The sequence below is a fragment of the Winogradskyella wichelsiae genome (genome assembly GCF_013403925.1).
GTDB classification, from domain to species: Bacteria; Bacteroidota; Bacteroidia; order Flavobacteriales; family Flavobacteriaceae; genus Winogradskyella; species Winogradskyella wichelsiae.
Genome location: NZ_JABFDJ010000001.1, coordinates 702454 through 726655, shown reverse-complemented (window position 1 = coordinate 726655; position 24202 = coordinate 702454). Strand labels below are relative to the sequence as shown.

Genomic DNA, 24202 nt, shown 5'->3' with positions numbered 1-24202 from the left:
TTTATGTCATTTTTAAGGGAAGTTGAATATTAAATGTTGACCCAACATTCAGTATACTTTCAATTTTTATAGTCCCCCCCATAAGCTCAGTGTATTGTTTTACGATGTTTAATCCTAAACCTGTTCCTTCGATATTAGTGGTGTTATTGGCCCGGTAAAAACGCTGAAACATATGTTCTATTTCTTCTTTTGGAATCCCAATTCCTTCATCAATTATGGCTATAAAAACTTGATTTTTTTTAGTTTTTATTTTAAAAACGATAGTTTTATTTTCTTTAGAATACTTAATGGCATTAGAGAGTAAATTGAAAAGGACATGCTGCATTAATTTTTGATCTAAAAACACATCAATTTTATAGTTTTTAGATTCAAAATTAATAGTTTGCCCGCTTTTTTTAACACTTTCCATTTCTTCTACAACTGATTTTGAAAAGTCGATAAGATCAAAACGTGAAGGTTTTGCTATTACTTTGCCTTCTTGAAGTTTGCTCAATGACAGAAAATCATTGAGAATCACAACTAAGTTTTTAACGTTAGATCTAATTTTGGAGACGTGTTTTAGTCTTTTGTCTTCTTTGCCTGAGGCATTTAATTTTTCTATTAAAATTGCTGAAGATAAAATGGCACTAAGAGGCGTTCTAAATTCATGCGAAGCCATAGAGATAAATCGTGATTTTAATTCACTTAACTCCTGTTCTTTTTTTAGGGTATTTAAAATTTCAAGTTCAACATTTTTCTGAAGTGTAATATTATTATACACCATTAAAATCTGTTCAATCTTATTTTCTAGATTCATTAAAGGTGTGGTGTTCACTAAGTAACATTGGTTATTAAATTCTATTTCAAAAGAGCAATGTTTTCCTTTTAAAGTTTCTTCAATATTTAATTTAATTTTTTCCTTTGCCGTTTCTGTAAGTCCTAAAATATCCTCTAATATGCTTCTTACATCTTCTTTATCTTTAAAGCCCCAATCAACCACTTCTTCTCCTTCAACTAAAAGAATTTTAAAATTTAAATCAAAAACAATGACAAATCCTTTTGGGAAATTATGAGAGATATTTTCCAGCAAAAACTTAGTGTGCAACACTTTGCTTTCTGCAATTCTAGTTTCTTGGATCTGATCTTCTAAATTAAGATTAGATTCTGTTAATTTTTGAACAATATATTTGAACTCGTTAGTGCGTTCTTGAACCGTATTTTCGAGTTCTTCTGCATAACTAGAAAGTTTTTCGGTAGTGTTCTGAATCAGTTGTAAATCCGTTTTTTTTACTTCTGAAACGTCTTGAATAAACCGTTCTACGGCAATTATGGTGCTGTTTTCATCATAAATACCCTGACCTTGCTCATGCAAAAACTTAAGGTTTCCATTTTTATGTTTTATGTGATAGTTAAGATAGAATGTTTGCTTATTGTCTAATGCCTGCTGTATGGTATTCCAGACCTTATCTCTATCCTCTTCTAAAATAAGGTGGCCTAAATGTATGTGCTTTTTAGTAAAATCTGTACTTGTATACCCTGTTAGGTTTAGGCAACTCTCACTCAGGTATTCTGCAGTCCAACATTTATCATTTTTTGTTCGGAAAAATAAACTTGGTAAGGTGATGTTGCGTGTGTCTAATTTCATAAAAACAAGTTTTCCGGAAATTCACAGTTAAGTTATGCTATTTTTATTTAAATAAGCCTGATCTATTAAATATTCTATTAGAGATACTAGTGGTTTTAATAACTTATTGACTCAGAAAAAAGATAAGTATTTGCGCAGATGAATTTCTTTTTTAATCTTGAGATTTAAACAGCTCTCTTTTTTCTTCTAATGCTCTTTTGGTTGTTTCATAACCTAGTTGAAAAATAGCATCAACATTATTCATCCCAAAAGTGTTGTAATTTACTAATTCTTGAGGGCTAATTATCATATCGCAATACGAGAATTTAGCCATAGATTCTGCAGCAACCATAATTTTATAAGAACGTTCTACTACAGAGTAAGAATGTTTTAGGTCTTTCATGGTTACTTCTTTTAAGGGATTTACATAGACGCCTATAATTTTATCGCATTTGGCTATTAATGGTTCTACAGGGAAGTTGTTTAATGTTCCTCCGTCTACGTAATGTTTTCCGTTAATTTCTGTTGGTGTAAAAACACCTGGAAAAGACGCAGATGCTATAATAGGTTTTATAAGTTGCCCTTTGCTAAACATTTTAGAAGTGCCGTCTACGATATTTGCAGCAGGAATAAATAATGGTTTTTTTAAAGCTTCAAAATTATCTTCAGGAAAATATGTTTTTAAGTCGTCGTAGAAATTATCAGAATTTAAAAACCCAGGTTTTTTTCTTGCAAATCTTTTGGCATTAAACAGGGGGATGGTTTTGAAGAAATTAAGAATATCAGACCAAGTAAACCCTGCGGCATAGAGTGCACCAACAATGGCGCCAGAGCTTGTTCCTGCAATATGTGTTGGGAATATTTCGGCTTCTTCTAATGCTTTAATTGTTCCGATGTGAGCCGCCCCACGAGCACCTCCACCAGATAATACCAATCCTATATTCATGCTTTTAAGTTGTATGTAAGTTACAAATTTTTATAGTTAATTTTAAATGATGACGTCATAGCGAGAAGAACTGTTTTAATAGAATTATGTATTAATTTTCATTAAAATTTTAAGTGTTATTCATGTGTTGCTATGATTTCAAATTTAATTAATCCTCCGTCAATCGTTGCTTTTTTTAGAGCCCCTTTTTTATAGTAATAGATGTTTTCTTTTCCTTTTAAATTAACTTTTTTATACGTGTGATTGCCTAAGGGTTTTATGGTATTAAAACTGGCATCTTGTTCAGAATAGCATTGACTAATGTTTTTAGGTTCTTCAAAATAAAGTTGAACTGTTGCATAGTGAATTGCTTCTTTTAAAGTGTCTTTATTTGTGTTGTTTTTAATTACATCATAATCTGTTCCGTTCTTTTGCGTGTGTGTTTCTGCATGTGATTTCTCATTTATACTAATATTTACAGTTGATGATTCTAATAAATCATCACTAAAAATTACGTCGTATTTATAATTAACTCGAATATCTTTAAGTATTCTAGTTGTAATAGTTGTAGAGCTTTGGTAATAGGTTTTGGAGTGTTTGGTTGTTTTTGTGGCTTTGAGACTGCCAACAATTTTACCTTTATGAATAATATCGAAATTAAGATTTTCCTCTATAGAACTAGAAGTATTTCCTAAAATTAGGCAAAGGAGACTAACAATGAAGAAACGTATCATGAAATTGATTTTTTTAAAGCTAAAAGTTTTAAAATAATAATAGACCTTTTAGGGTAGAGTATATTTCATTATGACTTCAAAATTAAAAAATTAAAAATAGCTCAACCTATATTTTTGAAGACTCTTTTTTTGACTAAAAAAGAGTTTTGATGTTTTAAAGAAATTGAGCTGTAAATGATTAGAGTGTTAAAATTACAATGTTTATGTAAAAATCAGTAAACCAAAGAGAAACGGCTGTTGATGTCTTAATAATCTTACAGTCTAAAGTATAGCGTGGTTTATGTAGGGAACTATAGGAGGTGTTAATAATAACTTATGTAAGTTAATTAGCGAGGTGCTGATATATTCAATAGGTTTTTTATCTTTATATTTTTTAAAACTCAACCTTTTTAAGATGTTTCAACAAGATCAAGAAATTTTTAATATTCTATTAAATTCTGTTTCAGAAGGCGTAGTGATTGTTGACGAACATCAGAAAATCGTAAAAGTTAACAACGCGGGTGAACAGATGTTTGGTTATGCAAAAAAAGAACTAGACAATCAGCCACTTAATATTTTAATTCCTCAAAATTACCATGCCAATCATGGTCAGCATTTTAAAGGCTTTGTTAAGGACAACAAAAAGCGCAGTATGGGTAATGGTCGCGATATTCATGGAGCCAAAAAAGATGGGAGTATTTTTCCTATTGAAGCGAGTTTAAATCCCTTTAGTATTTTTGGAAGTAATTATATTATGGCTTTAGTCATAGATATTACAGAACGTAAAAAGCTTGAGCAAGAAAAAAATCATTTAGCAAATATCATTCTAGAATCTTTGAATGAGATTTTTGTATTTGATTCTAATACTTTACTATTTATTAATGTAAACTATGGGGCTCAAAAAAACTTAGGTTACAGTATGGAAGAGCTCAGTAAAATGACGCCTATAGATATAAAGCCAGAGTATACCGAAGCACAATTTAGAAAAGAGATCGAGGTACTTAAAAAAGGATCGGTTGAAAAGCTTGAGTTTGAAACGATTCATAAGAGGAAATCGGGTACAACATATCCTGCAAACGTTCATCTGCAACGATCTCTTTTAGGTGATAAAGATGTTTATGTGGCTATTATTTTAGATATCACAGAGCAAAAAAACTATACACAAAATTTAGAAAAAACTGTTGAAACAAGAACAGAAGAACTAAAAACTGCTTTAGCTGCTGAAAAAGAACTGAACGATTTAAAAACAAAGTTTCTTTCTATGGTTTCTCACGAATTTAAAACACCTTTAAGCGGTATATTAACTTCAACAATACTTCTTAATAAATATAAGCTAACTGAACAGCAAGAAAAAAGAGAAAAACACGTAAAAACGATTACAGATAAAGTACAATATCTAAATACCATTTTAAATGATTTTCTTTCTGTAGAGAAATTAGAAAAAGGTAAAATTAATTATAAGTTTACCAAATTTCAGCTGAGTAAAGTAGTAAATGAAGTGATCTATAATGCTAATATGCTATTAAAAGATGGACAGCATATTAATTACCCAGAAAATATTGATGAAATATCAATGTATCAAGATGAAAAAATTGTAGAACTATCTTTATCAAACCTTATTTATAATGCTATTAAATATTCATCCGAGCACACCATTATAAATATCGAGATTACACAAAACGAAACTAAAACAACATTCAAAGTCAAAGATAATGGAATTGGTATTCCGCTGATAGATCAAAAAAACATATTCAATCGCTATTTTAGAGCAGAAAATGCTTTGCTAATGCAAGGTACTGGTATTGGTTTGAATATTGTAAAAGATCATTTAGAAAATCTAAACGGCAGCATTACCTTTAAAAGTGTTGAGCACAAAGGCTCTACTTTTATTATTGAACTTCCAAACCAAGCACAAATATGAAAACAGTATTACTGATAGAAGACGATACGGTACTAAGAGAAAATACAGCAGAATTATTAGAGCTTTCTAATTATAGTGTTCTAACCGCTGCCAATGGTAAGTTAGGTGTAGAAATGGCGAATACCCATCTGCCAGATATCATAGTTTGCGATATTATGATGCCCATTCTTGACGGCTATGGAGTGTTAGAAGAGTTATCTAAAAACAGTATTACAAAGTTTATCCCTTTTATATTTCTATCAGCAAAAACTGAACGCCAAGACGTTAGGAAAGGTATGGATTTAGGTGCCGATGATTATATTACTAAACCATTTAGTGAGGATGAAATTATCAGTGCTATTGAAAGTAGAATTGCTAAAGCTGCTATTTTAAAAGAAGAGCGAGAATCCTACCAAACCACTGCAAATCCTCAAGACAACGAAGATGAATTAAGAACTTTAAATGATCTAAAAAACTTTTTTGACGATAACGGAACTGTTTTTAATTATAAAAAAAATGCAATTATTTATAAAGAAGGTCAGAATTCTAATTTTATCTACCTTATTCTAAAAGGTGTTGTAAAGTGTTTTAAATATGACGAAGAAGGAAAAGAATTAACAACCGCACTGCATAAAGAAGACGAAATTTTTGGATACACGTCATTTACGCAAAATATTGCATACAAAGAGAGTGCAACTACAATGCAAGACGTTGAAATGGTTGGGGTTTCTAAATCTGAGTTAAAAGATGTGTTAGATAAAAATCATAAAATAAGTTTAGAAATCATTCAGTTATTATCCGACGGAATTACAGGTGTTAAGGATCAGTTATTACAAATGGCCTATAGTTCTGTAAGACGCAAAACGGCTGCAACAATTTTAAGATTTGCTGAGAAAATAAATTCTAAACCAGAAGACCCTATAAGGATATCGCGTAGTGATTTGGCAAGTGTAGCAGGTATTGCTACTGAGACCTTGATAAGAACGATGTCCGATTTTAAAAAGCAAGGTATTATTGAAATGGAAGGTCGAACGATCAAGGTTATAGATCTTAGAAAGTTACAAGACATCCATTAATTTCATAAACGTATTTTCCATTAGTGACGAATATCATGTTTTAATTTTGCTTAGCGCTATAGATTTGTAGGCACTAAGAAATTACGCGATGAATATTTTATTACCTACAGACTTCTCCCCAAACTCTTGGAACGCCATATTGTATGCTATTGAATTTTACAAAACAGTAGAATGCAATTTCTACATCTTAAATGTGTGCATCATAGATCGTTTTATGGCAGATGATGCAGGTGCAGCAGATCAAATTGACGATCTTTATATTAAGCCCTCAAAGCAACGCTTAGCTACTTTGTTACATAAAATTAATGACACTGATAGCGTTAACGAGAACCATCACTTTTATACCATCACCGAGTATGGTTTTTTTTTAGAATCTATACGAAAGCATGTTTTAGAACAAAAAATAGATACGCTTGTTATGGGAACTAAAGGAGCGTCTGGATTAAAAAAACACATTGTTGGTAGTCATACAGGAGACGTAATAACTAAAGTAAAGTGTACAACTATGGTAATACCAGAACGTGCAAAATATAATACTATTAAAGAAATTGCTTTTCCTTCAGATTTTAATTTAGCTTACGATTTAAAGACCTTAGAGCCACTTACAAGCATTCTAAAAACATATAATGCCAATTTAAATATTGTTCATATTCAGAGAAGAGAAGCTGAATTAAATGCTGAACAGCTAACAAACCTTGATATATTTAAGACGTATTTTGAAGATTACAAACCAAGCTTTAAAAATCTAGAATGTAAAAAAGTAGAAGATGCCATACAGTCTTTTGTAGAGCACAAAGCGATTGATATGATTGCTATGGTTGCAAAAAATTTAAACTATTTTCAAAGCATTTTATTTCACTCTAGGGTAGAAAAAATAAGTTATCATACCGATATTCCTTTTTTAGTATTGCATGAATAAATCACTTAAAATATGGACACTTCAATTTTTTTTGGCAAAGTTTTGGGGGTGGTATCTCATCATCTTCTTTTTAATATTGAGTCTTAATCCCAAACGGATTAAACAAATATTTAATGACCTTAAGGATGAAAAATTCCTCATTATTTTTTCTTTCGTAGCTATAATTATAGGGCTATTAAATACATTGTTTCATAATATTTGGGAACCAAACTATAAACTCATTGTTACGCTAATCGGTTGGACCTCTTTGTTTTTAGGGCTCTCATTATTTATGTTTCCTGCTAAAACAGTTAAATGGCTCGAGATTATAAATATTAAAATGGTACAAGTCATTTATACATTGTTATTTTTTATAGGTGTTTTTTTGTTGAATGAAGTTTATGGTATTGTGCCTGTATAATTTTTTTAGACTAACTCAAGTCATTGTTTTTTTTAAAATACGGTTTTACATTTAAAATTTATGGTAGGTTAGGTGTTTTAATTTCTAATATAGAAACGTTTGTAGCTACACATAAAATTGATCTTATCGTAATGGGGACTATAGTAGCAGCAGGAGCAAGAGCAATATGGTTTGGTTGTAGGATCTTATTTAAAAGTTCCTTTTTTGGTTATACTTAAAGAGTTTGCTTAATAATACTGTTTTCTTTATTACTTGTGTAAGGATTTTACTTAACTCAAGTTAGGCTTAAAAGATTGCTAATGACTGTGGTTTAAGATTAAAAAAATAGAGATGTTGTAGCTATTGTTTCTTCTTCTCAGAAGACAACTGAAAATAAATGACGACAAAGTTATTAAGATTAACCATTTTAAGGAGCTGTGAGTTTTTTTGTTTTGTACTAGAATAATGTGCTAAAGTTTATTAAACTCTAATTCTTAATAATAGTCTATCAAACCTAGAAGGCATATGGCTTTGATCTTAATTTTATTTGTAAAATTAACTATATTGTATACAGAATTATCCTAATAACTTTTTTTAATTGGAAAATTATCATATTTTTGGTTAACCAATCTGGTTAACCAGTTTTTGTATAATGATGATAATATGAAGTTTAGATTTGTATCCTTTCTCTTTTTCTTTGCTATACTTGGATTTAACTGTTTAACAAGTGAAGAGGTTACGGAAGACTTTATGTTTTATACGTTGCTAAGCACATCTCAACCTGGATATGCGCTATTGAAAATATTGGATGCTGAGAAAGTTGAAAAAATCAACAAGGGTTATGTTGGTTTTGATGTAGATATATTTAATAATAGAATTACCATATGAGATGCAAGATTAAAATTACAACTTAACAATGATAAACCAATGGTTTATCAAGATGTTAGTTTAGAAAAATGGCCTTATCAAAATTACTTCAAAACAAGTAATTATCTGAGCTCTACCTCAGATGGCGCATTTTCTGAATTAGAATATTACGAACTAAATGTTACCTACTAATGATATATAATATGAAGAATTATCTTTTGATTTTCAGTTTATTTCTGTTAACTTTTTCTTGTGAAGAAGCAGAAACAACAATAAAAAAGGATCTAATTTCTAATGCCGAAGCTCTAAATGAAGCTTTTAAAAATGCTAAACCAGGAGATGAACTAGTATTAAAGAATGGAGTTTATAAAGATATTGAAATTAAATTTGTTGCCAATGGAGAAGAAGGTAAGCCAATTACTTTAAAAGCTGAGACTCCAGGAAAAGTGTTTATAGAAGGTAAATCTAATCTGCAAATTGGTGGAGATTACTTAACGGTTTCAGGTTTATATTTTAGAAATGGATATACTCCAACAAAAGAAGTTATTCGTTTTAAAGTAAGTGATAGTGAAGTTGCTAATTACTCTAAAGTAACCAATTGTGTTATTGACGGATTTACGCAACCAGATAGAGATGTAAAAGATCATTGGGTAGAGTTATGGGGAAGACACAACGAGCTAAGTAATAATTACATTGCCGGAAAGTCTAATTACGGACCAACCATAATGGTAATGCTTAAAGGTAATGAGCATATAAGGAATTTTCATCAAATTGTAAATAATCATTTTGGACCGAGACCAAGAAAAGGAGGGCCACATGGAGAAACTTTACAATTAGGAGATAGTGGTACATCAATGGTGCCATCTCATACCAACGTAGAAAATAATTTATTTGATCGTTGTAATGGCGAGGTAGAAATTATTTCTAGTAAGTCTAATTATAATGTCTTTAAAAACAATGTGTTTTTTGAAAGTGAAGGTTCTTTAGTATTAAGACATGGTAATTATGCTACTATAGACGGTAACATTTTTATTGGTAACGATAATTCAAAATTTATTGGAGGAATTCGTGTTGTAAATACAGGACATTGGATTACTAATAATTATTTCTACAAATTAAAAGGTGAAACTTTTAGAGCACCTTTGGCTGTGATGAATGGTATTCCGAAATCACCTCAAAACAGATATAATCAAGTTACAGATGCTGTTATTGCTTACAACTCGTTTATAGATTGTGAAACTCCCTTTCATTTTAGTGTAGGTTCTAACGTAAGTCAGAGTGAAGTTTTACCAAAATCAGAAATTCGTTCAGCAAGACCAACAAGAACCATTGTTGCTAATAATATTTTATACAACGAAACCCCTTTTGATTATCCTATTGAAAATTATGATGAGGTCGATGGTGTACTTTTTAAAGCTAACTATTCAAACAGTGCTAATAAAAGTGAAGTTCAGACAGAAGGATTAATTACTGCAGAAATGCAGGTTGAAAATGTTTCAGAGGGCTTAAAAATTGTTAAGGTAGCTTCAACAGAAATTTATAAAGGTTTTGATTTCGAAACCATTGAAACTGATATTTTTGGAACAAAGCGAACTTTAGAGAACAATACAGCTGGGGCTATAATTAATGCTTCAGGTCATAAGGATCTATTTGATAGATCTAATTATGGTACGGATTGGTTTTCAAATGTAAAATTTAAAGAAAAAGCGAAAACGATTGAAATTAGTAATTCTGAAGATTTTACTCAGGCTTTAACAGAAGCGAACGCTGGTGATACGATTAGTTTAAGTCCTGGGGTTTATGAAATTAGTATTACACTTCCTATTGATAAAGAGCTTACAGTGACTTCAAAAGATAAGACTAAAAAAGCAGAATTGGTATTTACATCTAGCAGAACGGCTTTCGATCTAAATCCTCAAGGCGTTCTTCATATAGAAGATGTTATTATGAGAGGAAATAATACACAATCGGCTTTTAAAACTTTAGATAAAAATATGAAAAGTGCCTATGGCCTTTGGTTAAAAAATACTGAAATCAGTAATTTTAGTAGTGTTTTAGAAGTCTCTAAGGGATCATTTGCTGATACAATTTCTGTTAGGTATTCAGTTTTTAAAGACATTGCTAAAGGTATTCAGCTTCATAAAGAAACGAATGATAAAGGTGATTATAATAGTGAGTTTGTTTATATCGTAGACAATACCTTTACTAATGTTGGTGAAGACGTGTTAAACTATTATCGTGGAGGTTACGACGAGTCTACTATCGGTGGTAACTTGGTCTTTAAAGGAAATACAGTTTCTAATTCTGGACAAAATGATAGTGAGAAAGTACTAATAAAAACACGTGGTATCGTTAATGTAGAATTTGCAAATAACACCTTTAAAAATAACCCTGTAACATATACAGCAATACTTTGGGGAGAAAAAGGTCAGGAACCAGTAAATAATGTTGTGCAAAACTCTGGTGAAATTAAAGTGGTTCAAAATTTAAAATTGAAGTTAGTCTATTAATATGAACCACTTTAGAGCCTTTTTGGTGTGTGTTATGTTTTGTTTTGTAGCGAAAGCTCAAAATATACCATCAAATCGTGTGCTTTCTAATCAAGAATTACCCAACTATTTAAATTCATCAATAAAAAATAACGTTCAGCTAATCGAAAAATTTCAGAAAAGAAATTAGCTGAGCGTTATTTTTTTTATTGTAAATCTGTAGAAAAAAATAGTTACAGAATACAATATCTTATATCTAGAAGCTGAAGCTAATAGTTCTAATAAAGCGCTAGGTAAATTAAAAAATAAAGAAACTACAGTCCTAATTATTGAAGCTGATAAAATGTAATATAGATTCCTATACAACTAAATAAGAAAATCTCTCTAAACTAAATAAACGCTAAGTAAACAATGAAAACAATCTCTAAACTAATACCTATATTTTTGCTGGTTTTTTTATCTTGCAAAGAAGAAACGAATTCCACAGTCTTGTCTAATTCAGAAGCTTCAAATCAACACCCTAACCTAATTCTAACGTCTCAAAGCGTTTCAGAGATAAAGTTACACTTAGGCAATATTCCTGTTTTTGATGAAACTTTAGCGGTTGTAAAAGAAGAAGTAGACTTAGCTATAGAAGAAGGTATCGATGTACCTATTCCAAAGGACATGGCAGGTGGTTACACGCATACACAACATAAAGCTAATTACAGTAATATGCAAAGAGCAGGAGTTTTGTTTCAACTTCTTGGTGATGAAAAATATGCTATTTATGTAAGAGATATGCTTTTAGAATATGCAGAGATGTACCCTACATTGGGTCGTCATCCTCAAGAACGTTCGTACTCTAGAGGAAAATTTTTCTGGCAATGTCTTAACGATTCTAATTGGTTAGTTTATACAAGTCAGGCATATGATTGTATTTATGATTGGTTACCAGCAGAACAAACCGATTATTTAAATAAAACATTATTTAGACCTTATGCCGACTTTCTTTCAATAGAAACTCCTAAGTTTTTCAATAGAGTTCATAACCATAGTACTTGGGGAAATGTAGCTGTTGGGATGATTGGTTTGGTTATAGATGATGAAGAGTTATTAGAAAGAGCATTATATGGTTTAAAAGAAGATAATATTGATCCGACAGAAATGGATAATGATGGTGGAATAATAAAAGACAAAGATGGTAGAGCAGGCTTTTTAGCTAATTTAGATAGTCCGTTTTCGCCAGATGGTTTTTATACTGAAGGGCCATATTATCAGCGTTATGCAATGTATCCTTTTATGATATTTGCAGAAGCTTTAGAAAATAAAAAACCAGAATTAAAGATTTTTGAATACAAAGATGGTGTTTTATTAAAGGCTGTTGATGCTTTGTTAAATTTAACCGATGCAGATGGAGAGTTTTTCCCATTAAATGATGGTCAAAAAGGAATGTCTTACTACACGGCGTCATTAGTATCAGCAGTAGATATTGCTTATTATTATGGTGGTGAAAAACCAGAATTATTATCCGTTGCTAAATCCCAAAATAAAGTACAGTTAGATGCATCTGGTTTGGCAGTTGCTATTGGTTTAAAGGAAGGAAAAGAAGAACCATTTGTTAAGAAATCGATGGAACTTACAGATGGAACAAAAGGAGATGAAGGCGCTGTTGGTATTCTTCGATACAATAAAGAAGAAGAGGGTATCACACTTGTAATGAAATATACTGGTCAAGGTTTAAGTCATGGCCATTATGATAAATTATCATTTTCGTTATATGAGAACGGGGAAGAGGTACTTCAAGATTATGGGTTATCTCGTTTTGTTAATGTAGAACAGAAAAATGGAGGGGGTTATTTAAAAGAAAATAAAACTTTTGCTAAGCATACAATTGCTCATAATACTGTAATTCAGAACGAAACATCACACTTCGATTATGATTTTGTTACAGGAAGCAAGAATCATTCAGAACGTTATGTTTTTGACGTATCTAATCCAGATGTTCAAATAATGGGTGCTAAAGAACATAATGCATATCCAGGTACAAGTTTTCATCGTACAATGGTGATGGTAAATGATACGACGTTTGCTAAACCTTTTATTATTGATGTGTTTAGAGTAGATTCAGATAAAGCTAACCAATATGATTTACCATATTACTATTTCGGACAAATAGTTTCTACAAGTTTTAAAACGCCAGCTCCTAAAAGTTTAATGCCATTAGGTGCTAAAAATGGATACCAACATCTTTGGAAAGAAAGTGAGAGTAAAGCTAATGCAGATCAAATTCAATTTACGTGGAGAAACAACTATGTTTTTTATAGTATAACTTCAGCAACTCAAACAGATGATGATGTTGTTTTAGCGCGAATAGGTGCTAACGACCCAGAGTTTAATTTACGTAGAGATCCTGTGCTTATTTTAAGAAAAGAAGCTACACAATCTACTGTTTTTGCCTCAATAATAGAACCACATGGTATCTATGATGTAGTAAGTGAAACGGCAGAAAATGCTTATAGTAATTTTCAATCAATAAAAGTAATATCTAATGATGATCGTTATACAGCTTTAGAATTAAAAATGGTGTCTGGCGGAACTAAACTGTTAATTTTATCTAATGCAAATGCAAAAAAAGAGGCCAAGCACACATTGAAAATAGGAGATAATAATTACCAATGGACAGGTGCTTATTATTTAAAATAAAAAAAAATCATATAAATTAAAATTATAGAATTATGAAATCATTCGGATCAAGTAAAGAATTTTTATTAGATGAAAAACAGGACTGGGAAATTGTAGGTGAAGGTATAAAAAGGAAGATCATGGGTTATGATGATAAAATCATGCTTGTTAAAGTATTCTTTGAAGTTGGAGCTATAGGTTACGAGCATGAACATCATCATTCTCAAGTAACATACGCTATTGATGGAGAATGGGAATTCTCAATCGGAGGGGTTACTCAAACGGTAAAAGATGGTGATTCAGTTTATATTCCACCTCACGTATTACATGGTGCTAAATGTACAAAAGCTGGTATCTTAATTGATGTCTTCAGTCCTATCCGTGAAGATTTTATGGAGTAACATTAAAAATCTCTGTTAGGAGTTAAATTTTTAACAGAGATTCTTATACGAAAACGTTGTAATTAACATTATTTTACATATATTTGGTTAACCAATCTGGTTAACCAATTTTTTTGTCTAATTTTTTTTGATATAATTTTCGATTAATATGTTTATGCTAGTAGTTGAATTATGTCAGATGATTTTTTAAATTAAACACTTGATTTTTAATTGGTTGAAAGCTTATGGAAGAATTAAAAGTTAAATCAACATTAACGATGTTTGTTTTGGTTTTTTTGAGATTCTTGCTTTAAGATAGAGGTTTGTTAATTTGTTTTTATCACTTAAATTAATGGTAGGACGATAATAATAAATAATAACTACCTTATTTTTGGATGGAAAATTCATCCCTTATTACAAATTGATATGAAATTAGATACGGCTACAAAATCAGAAAGTTCAAAAATTCAAAATGAGATAATCTCAAGTATTGGAGAGCTCATAAATGTAAAAAATCTTGAGCCAGGTGATAAGTTACCTTCTGAGCGAACTTTGTCTGAAAAATTTGGAGTATCAAGAGGTGTGGTAAGAGAAGCTATTCAGAAATTAGAACTTTATGGTCTATTAATATCAAGACCGCAAAGTGGAACATTTGTTGCGAATATAGGAGTTACTGCGATGAATGGGATGATAGATGATATTCTAAGATTAGAAGATCAAGATTTTAAAGCCTTAGTAGAAACAAGGATTCTTTTAGAATTAAAAACGGTGAGGTTAGCTTCTATAAGAAGAACAAGGGCAGACTTAGAAAATTTGAAATCTACTTTATTAGCTTATGAAAATAAGGTGACTAATGGTGAAGATGCAGTACAAGAAGATCTTCTATTTCACCTAGCTATAGCTAAGGCAAGTGGAAATGCAACTATTAATACTTTTATGTTAATGATAACGCCTGAGATTATTACAAATTTTGAAAAACATCATGTTTGTGATAATAGTAGATCGTTACAAGGCATAGAAGAGCATAGAGCTATTTATAATGCAATTGAACAACAAAATCCACAAATAGCAAAACAAAAAATGAAAGATCACTTTAGTGAGTTATATCATTATTGTTACAATATTTAATACCTAAATTAATTATGGGAAAAAGTAAAAAAGTTAAAGGCTTACGCTGGTGGATAGTTGCGTTAATAGCGATTGCGACAATTATAAATTATATAGATCGTACGTCACTAAGCGTTCTTTGGCCAGAAATAGCAAATGATTTATATCCAGGTCACACGGCTGACGAAACAAAAGCTATTTATGCATTAATTTCGATCATATTCGTTTTTTCTTATGCATTTGGACAAGCGATATTTGGTAAGATTTTTGATTGGGTAGGTACCCGAATGGGATTTGTACTCTCAATAGGTGTTTGGTCTGTTGCTACAGCATTACATGCTTTTGCTAACGGTATTTTAAGTTTTGGAATATTCCGTGCCATATTAGGGGTTTCAGAAGCAGGAAACTGGCCAGGAGCAACTAAAGGAAATGCGGAATGGTTTCCTACGAAAGAGCGTGCTCTTGCCCAGGGTATTTTTAATTCAGGGGCTGCAATTGGTGGAATTATTTCCATACCGTTAATTGCAACGTTATCAATATATTTTAGTTGGAAATCGATATTCATTCTTATAGGTTTAGCGGGTTTGCTTTGGTTAATACCTTGGTGGATTTTAGTAAAAGCAGCTCCTAAAGATCACCCATGGATTACCGATGAAGAACGCGAGTATATTTTAACAGGGCAAAAAAATGAGGATTTTGATGGTGATGGAGTCCCTGATCAAGAATACAACCCTAATACTGCTGAGTTACTTGGCCATAAACAAAGTTGGGGTGTTATATTAGCTTCAGCAGCGATTGACCCAATTTGGTGGCTGTTTGTTTTCTGGATACCTATTTACCTAAATGAAGTTTTTGCTATGGACGTTAAGTCAATGGCATTATATGGTTGGGTGCCTTATGCAGGTGCCATGGTTGGTGCTTATTATGGTGGTATTTTAGCGCGAAGTAAACTAAAAAAGGGATGGAACGTTGATAAAACACGTAAGATGGTAATTACTCTAGGTTGTTTAGTCATGTTGCCAGCATTATTAGCAATGTCTAATCCACTAGGTATTGAGACAGCTGTTATTCATTTTTTGAATGGTCTTGGTGCTATAGATACTAGTATAACAGATATGCAAAACCCAGGTGCAACAACAGCAGTAATATTAATGGCCGTTATTTTATTCGGTTTTCAAACAGCGATTGGGAATGTGCAAACGCTACCTAGTGATCTTTTTAGTGGAAAAACAGTAGGTTCTTTAGCTGGATTTTCGGGTATGGCAGCTAAACTTACAGCAGCAGGTTTAACCTATTTAGTACCTTGGTTAACAAGCGGTGGAAATTATACGCCAGCTTTTATAATAGGTGCAACTTTAGCACTATTAACAGTTGCTAGTGTTTGGATATTTATTCCAAAAGTAAAACCAATGACAAAAAAAGTATAACATAATTATATATTAAATCAGTAAAATCAATAAAAATGAGTAATAATAAAGGAAAAGTAGCTATAGTAACAGGAGCTACAGGCGGAATAGGTTTTGAAGTAGCAAAAAGATTAGGAAAAGATGGTTATACTGTTGTTTTAAATGGTATAGAAGATGAAGCAGGTGCTGAAAAAGTAAAAGAACTTACTGCAGAAGGAATTACTGCAGAATACGTAGGGTTTGATGTAACTAAAGAAGATGAAGTAACTTCTAACATTACTAAAATTGGTGAAAAGTACGGTAGAATCGATGTTCTTGTAAACAACGCAGGTGGTTTAGGTGGTCGTTCTCGATTTGAAGAAATGACTACAGACTTTTATAGATTTGTAATGGCTTTAAACTTAGATTCTGTATTTTTTGCTTCAAGAGCAGCAATACCTTTTCTTAAAAAAGGAGCACATCCATCTATAATTAACTATACATCTAATGCAGGATGGACAGCAGGTGGACCAGGAGCTGGTATCTACGGTACATCTAAAGCAGGTGTTCATGCAATTACTAGAGCATTAGCAAAAGATTTAGCTGAATATGGAATTAGAGTTAATGCGGTATCTCCAGGTACAATTGATACTCCTTTTCATGCGCAGATTAAAGCAACTAAGCCAGAGGTGTTTGCTTCATGGGCAAATAACATTATGTTAGGAAGATTAGGTCAGCCTAAAGATGTAGCTGGTGTAATTTCATTCTTAGCAAGTGAAGATGCTTCTTTTGTAACAGCAGAAACTATCCAAATTGGTGGTGGTCAAGCTTTAGGTATTTAAAAGTAAGGCATATTATAATTTTAATAAGCGTTATTGTAGTCATACAATAGCGCTTATTTATTTTGATGAATCCCTGATTATTAATTCGGCATTGAGGATGATTTTATTTAAGCTTTGTTTCAATTTAGGTTCTTCAACACGTTTTAAAAATGTTTCGGCAGCAATTCTACCAATATCTTTGCTGTGCTGATCAATACTAGAGATTGACGGTGTTACTAAAGATGTAAAAGGTTCGTTGCCAAAACCTATTAATCGAATTTCTTCAGGTACTTTTATGTTGTTTTCGTTTAATACCTGCAGCGCACCTAGAGCAGCATAATCACTAGCAACATAGACGGCATCTGGTCTGTTTTCTAATTGAAGAAGATGCGCCATTTCTTTTCTACCATCCTCAAGGGTTAAAGAACTCTCAATAATTAAGCTATCATCGATGGGTAGGTTATTCTTTGAAATAGCATCAATGTAGCCTTTAATTCTATTATTAAATATTCGAGTTCTTCTATAACCTCCGATATGGGCAATGCGTTTACACCCTTTAGAAATGAGATGTTCTACAATAACATGGCTACTATTATAATCGTCTATACCAACATAATCTACATTAAGATCATTCTCACCACGATCAAATAATATGAGTGGAATACCATTGGCTTTAATTTTTTCGTAATAAGATAAGTCAACAGTTTCGTTGGCCATCGAGGCAATAATACCATCAACTTGAGTATATAATAATGTGTCTATATTTTTGCATTCCTTTTCAAAAGATTCGTTAGACTGCGTAATGATAATATTGTAGCCTGCTTTGTTAAGCACAGCTTCCATTTGTTCAACTACCGATGAAAAGAAATTACTATTTGTTTTAGGTACAACGACCCCCACTAAGTTGCTTTTCCCTCTTCTTAAAGCACTAGCCAAATGATTAGGTTGATAGTTTAATTCTTTTGCTACACGCTTAACAGCTGCTTTTGTTTTTAGGCTAATACGAGAGTCATCGTGTAAAGCTTTAGAAACTGCTGCAGGTGAAATATTTAACACATTTGCGATGTCTTTTATGGTTGTTCTTTTTTTATTCACCTACTTTTTATATATTTGCTTAAACGTTTAAGCAAAAGTAATGCTTTTAACTAAAACAATCAAAACCATCTCGTTTTGATTTATTTTAAATAGTGTGGTTAAACGTTTAAGCAAAACAACAAATTATAACTAATTAAACGAATATTTAGAATGAAAAAAGTAGTCACTTTTGGAGAGATTATGCTGAGGTTAGCTCCGCAACAATTTTTAAGGTTTTCACAAGCATCAACTTTTGATGTCGTTTACGGTGGTGGAGAGTCTAACGTAGCAGTATCATTAGCTAATTACGGAGTACCAGTAGACTTTGTTACACGTTTACCTAAAAATGATATTGGCGAATGTGCCATGATGGAAATGCGTAAAAGAGGTGTTGGTGTAGACAAAATTGTTTATGGAGGAGATCGTTTAGGGATTTATTTCTTAGAAACTGGTGCTGTAAGTAGAGGTAGTAAAGTTGTATATGATAGAGCACATTCTGCAATTTCTGAAATTGAGCCAGGAATGGTAGATTGGAAAGCTGCTTTTAAAGATGTTGCTTGGTTTCATTGGACAGGGATTACACCAGCAATTTCTCAAGGTGCCGCAGATGCGTGTTTAGAAGCTGTAAAAGTCGCTAGCGAAATGGGGGTTACAATCTCAACAGATTTAAATTATAGAGCAAAACTTTGGACATATTGTGATGATGCACATAGAGAAAAAGTAATGACAGAATTAACGTCTTACTGTGATGTTGTTTTAGGAAATGAGGAAGATGCAGAAAAGCATTTTGGTATTCACCCAGAAGGTTTAGACGTTCATAAAAATGGACATGATGTAAAAGCGGAAGCATTTTTATCAGTTTGTAAACAAATGATGGAAAAATTCCCAAGAGCTAAAAAAGTAATTACAACTTTAAGAGGTTCTATTTCTGCATCTCACAATACTTGGGCTGGAGTTTTATATGATGGTACCAAAATGTACGAAACGCGTCAGTACCAAATTACAGATATCGTTGATAGAGTAGGTGGTGGTGATTCATTTATGGGAGGATTAATTTATGGATTATTAAAATATCCTGAAGACGACCAAAATGCATTAGACTTTGCAGTTGCAGCTTCATGTTTAAAACATACAATTAAAGGGGATGCTAACTTAGTAACGGTTTCTGAAGTAGAAAAATTAATGGGGGGAGATGCCTCTGGACGTGTAGCAAGATAAGATATGGCAAATTATACAAGAATAGAAGTCGCAAATGTTATGAAAGAGACCGGAATGGTTCCTTTATTTTATAACGCAGATTTAGAAATTGGTAAAAAAGTAATCAAAGCTACTTATGATGGTGGTGCACGTTTACTAGAGTTTACTGCAAGAGGTGATTTTGCTCACGAAGTTTTTGGAGAGCTTAATAAATGGGTTCTTAAAGAATTACCAGGAATGATTATGGGAGTTGGTTCTGTTACAGATGCAGCTTCAGCTTCTCGATTTATGGCCTTAGGTGCTAATTTTATTGTAACACCAGTTTTAAGAGAAGATATTGCAATCGTTTGTAATAGACGTAAAGTTGCTTGGTCACCAGGTTGTGGGTCTTTAACAGAGATTTGTAGAGCTGAAGAGTTAGGTTGTGAGGTTGTGAAATTATTTCCAGGAGGTATTTATGGTCCTGATTTTGTTAAAGCAATAAAAGGCCCTCAACCATGGACTAGTGTTATGCCAACAGGAGGTGTAGCACCAACTAGAGAAAATTTAGAAGGATGGTTTAAAGCGGGTGTTACTTGTGTTGGTATGGGGTCTCAATTGATCGCTAAAGGTGCTGATGGCAACTATGATTTAGCTAAAATTGAATCAGACACTAAAAATGCATTAGATATTATTAAATCTTTGCGTAGTTGAAATCATCAATAGTAACCATTAAGGAGCTCTCACTTATTTCAGGCTTTTCTGTTTCTACAGTGTCAAAAGCATTAAATAATAAGTTAGATGTTAGTAAAACGACGCGTAATTCTATTCAGGCCATTGCTAAAGAATTTAATTATGTTCCCAACAATTATGCGGTAGCATTAAGGGTTAAAAAATCACAATCTACAATTGCTGTGATTTTACCAGAGGTTACTAATAAGTCCTATAACCAAGCACTCTGTTATGTTCAAAAATCTGCAGAAGATTTTGGTTATAGGATTTTATTATATCAATCCTTCAATTCACATTCTAAAGAAATGGATTACATCAAAAGTTTAAATGATGGATCTACTGATGGAGTTATTGTGATTTCGAAAGATGAAAAGCATATATCTGACTATGCTTATAATTCCATTCCGTTAGAATTACTAAATGTTAAAGATAATTTGCCTTTAGAAGAAATAAAAAGGCGCTCTTACAACAGTCTGCTAAATCTGTTAACAGATTAGTAATTACTAGATTTTTCACACTTCATTTTGTCAAAGTAATAGTTTATTTATTCTTTTTTAAGAAATTCTCGATTTACGATGAAATCTGCGTTTTTTAGTTAGAAATGTTTAAAAAAAACTGAAATACGTACCTGTTTTTAGTCAAATTAGGTGTTATTTAATGTTATTTCGATGTATTCTTAAGAATGACTATTTTAATTAAGTCTTTGTATGTGAGGTTTTTACTGCCGTAAAGACTTAAGGCTCTATTTTTTTTAAGATATTTTATGGATTAATTCCGAAAACGTTATAGTTAACAGAAAATTAACTATATTTGGTCAACCAATCTGGTCAACCAATTTTGGTAACACGATAATTTATTGTCTCTACATGCTGATAGCATTAACAATAATAAATCGTGAGTGTAATATTTAAAGAACAAATTAAAAACTAATCTTATGCAAAAACAGCTTAAATTTATTAAAATGAAATGGGTGCCATTAGTGGTGTTTATTTTATTTGGCTTAGCATTAAATGCTCAGCAAACAGTAACAGGTACTGTAGTTAGTCAGCCTGAAGGTCTCCCCTTGCCAGGAGCAAATATTCTTGTTAAAGGTACCGCTACAGGAGCTACAACGGATTTTGATGGTAATTATACTATTGTAGTACAAAATAGTGATGCTGTGTTAGTGTTTAGTTATATTGGTTTTGTCCCACAAGATGTAACTGTAGGGAGTAAAACAGTAATAGATGTAACACTGGCAGAAGACGCTAGTCAACTTGATGAAATTGTCGTTGTTGGTTATGGTACACGTAAAAAGAGTGATATTACAGGTGCGGTTTCTTCCGTTAAATCAGAAGAATTAAATGCGTTCCCTGTATTAGATGCTGCTCAAGCTCTTCAAGGACGTGCAGCTGGTGTTGTTGTTCAGTCTAATAATGGTGGTGAGCCAGGTGCTCCTATTAATATTAAAATTAGAGGTAACACTTCAATTAATGCTAGTAGTTCTCCTCTTATTGTTGTAGATGGATTTGTTGGAGCTACAATGCCTCAGTCAAACGATATTGAATCATTAGAAGTTTTAAAGGATGCCTCAGCAACTGCAATTTATGGTTCAAGAGGTTCTAATGGTGTTGTTTTAGTAACCACTAAAAAAGGAAAAACTGGTAAAATTTCTATAGAATTAAATTCTACTTACGCGGTTCAAAGTATTTCTAACCAAATTGATTTATTAAATGCAGATGAATTTGCAGATTATCAAAATCAAATTAGAGCAAATAATGGTGTAACTTCAGCTTACCCTCAGGGAACTGCTGATACAGATTGGCAAGACTTAATTTATAAGTCTGGTAGTACTGCAAATCACCAACTTTCTTTTTCAGGTGGATCTGATAATATTAACTTCTATGCTTCGGGTAATTATTTTAAACAAGATGGTGTATTAGTTAATTCTGATTTTGAACGTTTAACTTTCTTATCTAATATTGATGCTAAAGTTTCAGATAAATTAAAATTAGGATTAAATCTTTTTGGAAGTAGAGGGACAAAGAATGGTGCTGCTACGCAATCTAATGGTTCTGTTTCAGCTGGTGGAGATGATGTTATTACCTTAGCAATGAGGTATGCGCCGGATCAACCTTTATATAATACTGATGGAAGTTATACCTTTGGAAATACAGTTGGGGATCCTGTTGATAATCCATATGCTGTCGCTACGGAGAGAATTGATGAAACTAAAACAGATAATTTTAGAGTTAATTTTTATGCGAATTATGATATTATAGAAGATCTTACTTTTAAAACTACGTATGGTTTTAGTACTCAAAATCAAACAAGAGGTATTTATTTACCATCAGTGTTGGTTCAAACCGCTGGTGCGGAAAGTGGTAGGGCGTCAGTAGAGCAAGATAAGTCTACTACTATGTTAAGTGAGAATTACTTAACTTATACTAAAGAATTAGGAAAAGGAAACTTAACATTATTAGCAGGTTATTCTTATCAAAAAACTGTTTCAGAAAATTTTTATTCTGAAGCTACAGGATTTATCTCAGATAATTTTTCTTTTTATGGTTTAAGTTCTGCAACTAATATATTACAACCAGATTCTTCTATCTCAGAAGTAGAGATTCAGTCTCAATTTGGTAGAGTAAATTATGATTATGATGATAAATACTTATTAACAGCTACAATTAGAAGAGATGGTGCCTCTAACTTTTCAGAAAATGAAAAGTACGCTCTTTTTCCTTCAGCAGCTTTAGGTTGGAAAGTATCTAGTGAAGATTTCTTAAAAGAGAGTGAAACAATTTCAAACTTAAAATTAAGAGTTAGTTATGGTGTTACTGGTAACCCATCTATTGGTGCTTACGAGTCTTTAGCTAGATTTGAAACACTTTATGCGTCTAGTAATGGAGGTACTGTCAGTGCAATTACACCTGAACAAGCAGCAAACCCAGATTTAAAATGGGAGTCTTCTTATCAAACAAATTTAGGTCTAGATTTAGGTTTTTTTAATAATAGAGTGACGCTTTCATTAGATTATTATGATATTGATACTAAGGATCTTATATTAACTAATAACACTATTACTGAGTACTTAGGTTACACTGGTGATGATATTTTAGCGAATATTGGTGAAATAAACAATACAGGATTCGAAGTTGCATTAAATACAAGAAACATTACTAACGAAAACTTTAGTTGGAGTACTGATTTTAATATTGCATTTAACAAAAATGAAGTTGTGAGTTTGGCAAACGATGCCGATTTATTTTTCGATGCAACTCCAAGTTATTTTAGTCATGATAGAAGTTATGTCTTAAGAGTAGGTGAAGAAGTTGGTCTTTTCTGGGGTTATGATTACAGTGGTGTTTATCAAGGGGGAGCATTACCATCAGGTACAGCAACTTTAGCAGGAGGTGTTGCTGGTGATCCATTATTTGCAGATTTAGATGGGAGTGGAGATATTACAGAAGCAGATAGAGGAACAATTGGTAACCCAAACCCTGATTATACATTTGGGATAACTAACAACTTTAGCTACAAGAATTTTGATGTGAGTATCTTTTTTCAAGGTTCTCAAGGTGGAGATATCTTTAACTTAACGAATTCTCAGTTATCTAACGGTGATGCAAACACTACACGAGATAATTTTTATAGTGCATGGACACCAACTAATACAGATACAAACACTCCACGTGTTGGAAATAACAGTAATAGAGAAGTTTCTTCTCGTTTTGTAGAAGATGGTAGCTATATTAGATTAAAAAATATAGCAATAGGTTATAACTTTCCTCAAGAGCTTATTGAAAACTTAGGAATTGATAACTTAAGATTAACACTTAGCGCACAGAATTTATTAACTATTACCGATTACTCAGGTTTAGATCCTGAAGTTAATTATTTTGGTGCTGGTGGAGATAATAATACTTCTGCTAATACAGCTCAAGGATTTGATTTTGGAAACTATCCAACAGTTAAGTCTGTAAACTTTAGTCTTAACGTTAAGTTTTAAGACT

The 24202-nt window shown here is 32.0% G+C and carries 21 protein-coding genes; 17 read left to right on the top strand and 4 right to left on the bottom strand.

Going from position 1 to position 24202, the window contains the following annotated elements; translation table 11 throughout:
- Window position 1: 1 nt before the first annotated feature.
- The 3 genes from HM985_RS03140 to HM985_RS03130 form a co-directional block, all read right to left on the bottom strand.
- Entirely contained in the window at window positions 2-1624 is a 1623-nt protein-coding gene (locus HM985_RS03140) for a sensor histidine kinase (protein ID WP_179374831.1), read from the bottom strand.
- A gap of 151 nt (window positions 1625-1775) precedes the next feature.
- Window positions 1776-2549, bottom strand: a complete 774-nt coding sequence (locus tag HM985_RS03135) for a patatin-like phospholipase family protein (protein ID WP_179374830.1) — start codon at window positions 2547-2549, stop codon at window positions 1776-1778.
- Window positions 2550-2665: 116 nt separating this feature from the next.
- Window positions 2666-3262 (bottom strand): DUF6134 family protein, encoded by a 597-nt coding sequence (locus HM985_RS03130; protein ID WP_179374829.1) that lies wholly within the window; start codon window positions 3260-3262, stop codon window positions 2666-2668.
- A 394-nt stretch (window positions 3263-3656) separates the two neighbouring features.
- Between HM985_RS03130 and HM985_RS03125 the strand changes: the two genes are divergently transcribed.
- The 13 genes from HM985_RS03125 to HM985_RS03070 all read left to right on the top strand — a co-directional run bounded on the left by HM985_RS03125 (window position 3657) and on the right by HM985_RS03070 (window position 17249).
- Entirely contained in the window at window positions 3657-5162 is a 1506-nt protein-coding gene (locus HM985_RS03125) for a sensor histidine kinase (protein ID WP_179374828.1), read from the top strand.
- The gene (locus tag HM985_RS03120; protein ID WP_179374827.1) at window positions 5159-6217 is read left to right on the top strand and encodes a response regulator; all 1059 of its coding nucleotides are present in this window, start codon (window positions 5159-5161) and stop codon (window positions 6215-6217) included. Before HM985_RS03125 ends, HM985_RS03120 begins: the two co-directional genes overlap by 4 nt.
- Before the next feature lie 88 nt (window positions 6218-6305).
- Window positions 6306-7136, top strand: a complete 831-nt coding sequence (locus HM985_RS03115) for a universal stress protein (protein ID WP_179374826.1) — start codon at window positions 6306-6308, stop codon at window positions 7134-7136.
- Entirely contained in the window at window positions 7129-7536 is a 408-nt protein-coding gene (locus tag HM985_RS03110; RefSeq protein ID WP_179374825.1) for a hypothetical protein, read from the top strand. The genes HM985_RS03115 and HM985_RS03110 overlap by 8 nt, the downstream gene beginning before the upstream one ends.
- 23 nt (window positions 7537-7559) lie before the next feature.
- Window positions 7560-7754 carry a hypothetical protein gene (locus tag HM985_RS03105; RefSeq protein WP_179374824.1) on the top strand — a complete coding sequence of 65 codons (195 nt, stop codon included), beginning with the start codon at window positions 7560-7562 and terminating at the stop codon, window positions 7752-7754.
- 424 nt (window positions 7755-8178) lie between these two features.
- Window positions 8179-8403, top strand: coding sequence for a hypothetical protein (locus HM985_RS03100; protein WP_179374823.1), 225 nt, complete (start codon window positions 8179-8181; stop codon window positions 8401-8403).
- A 39-nt stretch (window positions 8404-8442) separates the two neighbouring features.
- Window positions 8443-8574, top strand: coding sequence for a hypothetical protein (locus tag HM985_RS17335; protein ID WP_262886511.1), 132 nt, complete (start codon window positions 8443-8445; stop codon window positions 8572-8574).
- Window positions 8575-8585: 11 nt separating this feature from the next.
- Window positions 8586-10892 carry a chondroitinase-B domain-containing protein gene (locus HM985_RS03095; protein ID WP_179374822.1) on the top strand — a complete coding sequence of 769 codons (2307 nt, stop codon included), beginning with the start codon at window positions 8586-8588 and terminating at the stop codon, window positions 10890-10892.
- 468 nt (window positions 10893-11360) lie between these two features.
- Window positions 11361-13556, top strand: coding sequence for an alginate lyase family protein (locus HM985_RS03090; protein ID WP_317167120.1), 2196 nt, complete (start codon window positions 11361-11363; stop codon window positions 13554-13556).
- 32 nt (window positions 13557-13588) lie between these two features.
- The gene (locus HM985_RS03085; RefSeq protein WP_179374820.1) at window positions 13589-13936 is read left to right on the top strand and encodes a cupin domain-containing protein; all 348 of its coding nucleotides are present in this window, start codon (window positions 13589-13591) and stop codon (window positions 13934-13936) included.
- Between the two features lie 405 nt (window positions 13937-14341).
- Window positions 14342-15043, top strand: a complete 702-nt coding sequence (locus HM985_RS03080) for a FadR/GntR family transcriptional regulator (RefSeq protein WP_179374819.1) — start codon at window positions 14342-14344, stop codon at window positions 15041-15043.
- Window positions 15044-15057: 14 nt separating this feature from the next.
- Complete coding sequence (locus tag HM985_RS03075) at window positions 15058-16449, top strand: MFS transporter (RefSeq protein WP_179374818.1); 1392 nt, start codon at window positions 15058-15060, stop codon at window positions 16447-16449.
- Window positions 16450-16484: 35 nt separating this feature from the next.
- Window positions 16485-17249 carry an SDR family NAD(P)-dependent oxidoreductase gene (locus HM985_RS03070; protein WP_179374817.1) on the top strand — a complete coding sequence of 255 codons (765 nt, stop codon included), beginning with the start codon at window positions 16485-16487 and terminating at the stop codon, window positions 17247-17249.
- A 57-nt stretch (window positions 17250-17306) separates the two neighbouring features.
- On the opposite strand, the gene HM985_RS03065 is transcribed toward HM985_RS03070, so the two are convergent.
- The gene (locus HM985_RS03065) at window positions 17307-18323 is read right to left on the bottom strand and encodes a LacI family DNA-binding transcriptional regulator (RefSeq protein WP_179374816.1); all 1017 of its coding nucleotides are present in this window, start codon (window positions 18321-18323) and stop codon (window positions 17307-17309) included.
- Between the two features lie 150 nt (window positions 18324-18473).
- On the opposite strand from HM985_RS03065, the gene HM985_RS03060 reads away from it, so the two are divergent.
- The 4 genes from HM985_RS03060 to HM985_RS03045 all read left to right on the top strand — a co-directional run bounded on the left by HM985_RS03060 (window position 18474) and on the right by HM985_RS03045 (window position 24198).
- Window positions 18474-19520 carry a sugar kinase gene (locus tag HM985_RS03060; RefSeq protein ID WP_179374815.1) on the top strand — a complete coding sequence of 349 codons (1047 nt, stop codon included), beginning with the start codon at window positions 18474-18476 and terminating at the stop codon, window positions 19518-19520.
- A gap of 3 nt (window positions 19521-19523) precedes the next feature.
- Complete coding sequence (locus HM985_RS03055) at window positions 19524-20192, top strand: bifunctional 4-hydroxy-2-oxoglutarate aldolase/2-dehydro-3-deoxy-phosphogluconate aldolase (RefSeq protein WP_179374814.1); 669 nt, start codon at window positions 19524-19526, stop codon at window positions 20190-20192.
- Window positions 20189-20707 (top strand): LacI family DNA-binding transcriptional regulator, encoded by a 519-nt coding sequence (locus tag HM985_RS03050; RefSeq protein ID WP_179374813.1) that lies wholly within the window; start codon window positions 20189-20191, stop codon window positions 20705-20707. Before HM985_RS03055 ends, HM985_RS03050 begins: the two co-directional genes overlap by 4 nt.
- Window positions 20708-21144: 437 nt before the next feature.
- Window positions 21145-24198 (top strand): SusC/RagA family TonB-linked outer membrane protein, encoded by a 3054-nt coding sequence (locus HM985_RS03045; RefSeq protein WP_246284943.1) that lies wholly within the window; start codon window positions 21145-21147, stop codon window positions 24196-24198.
- The last annotated feature ends 4 nt before the right edge of the window (window positions 24199-24202 follow it).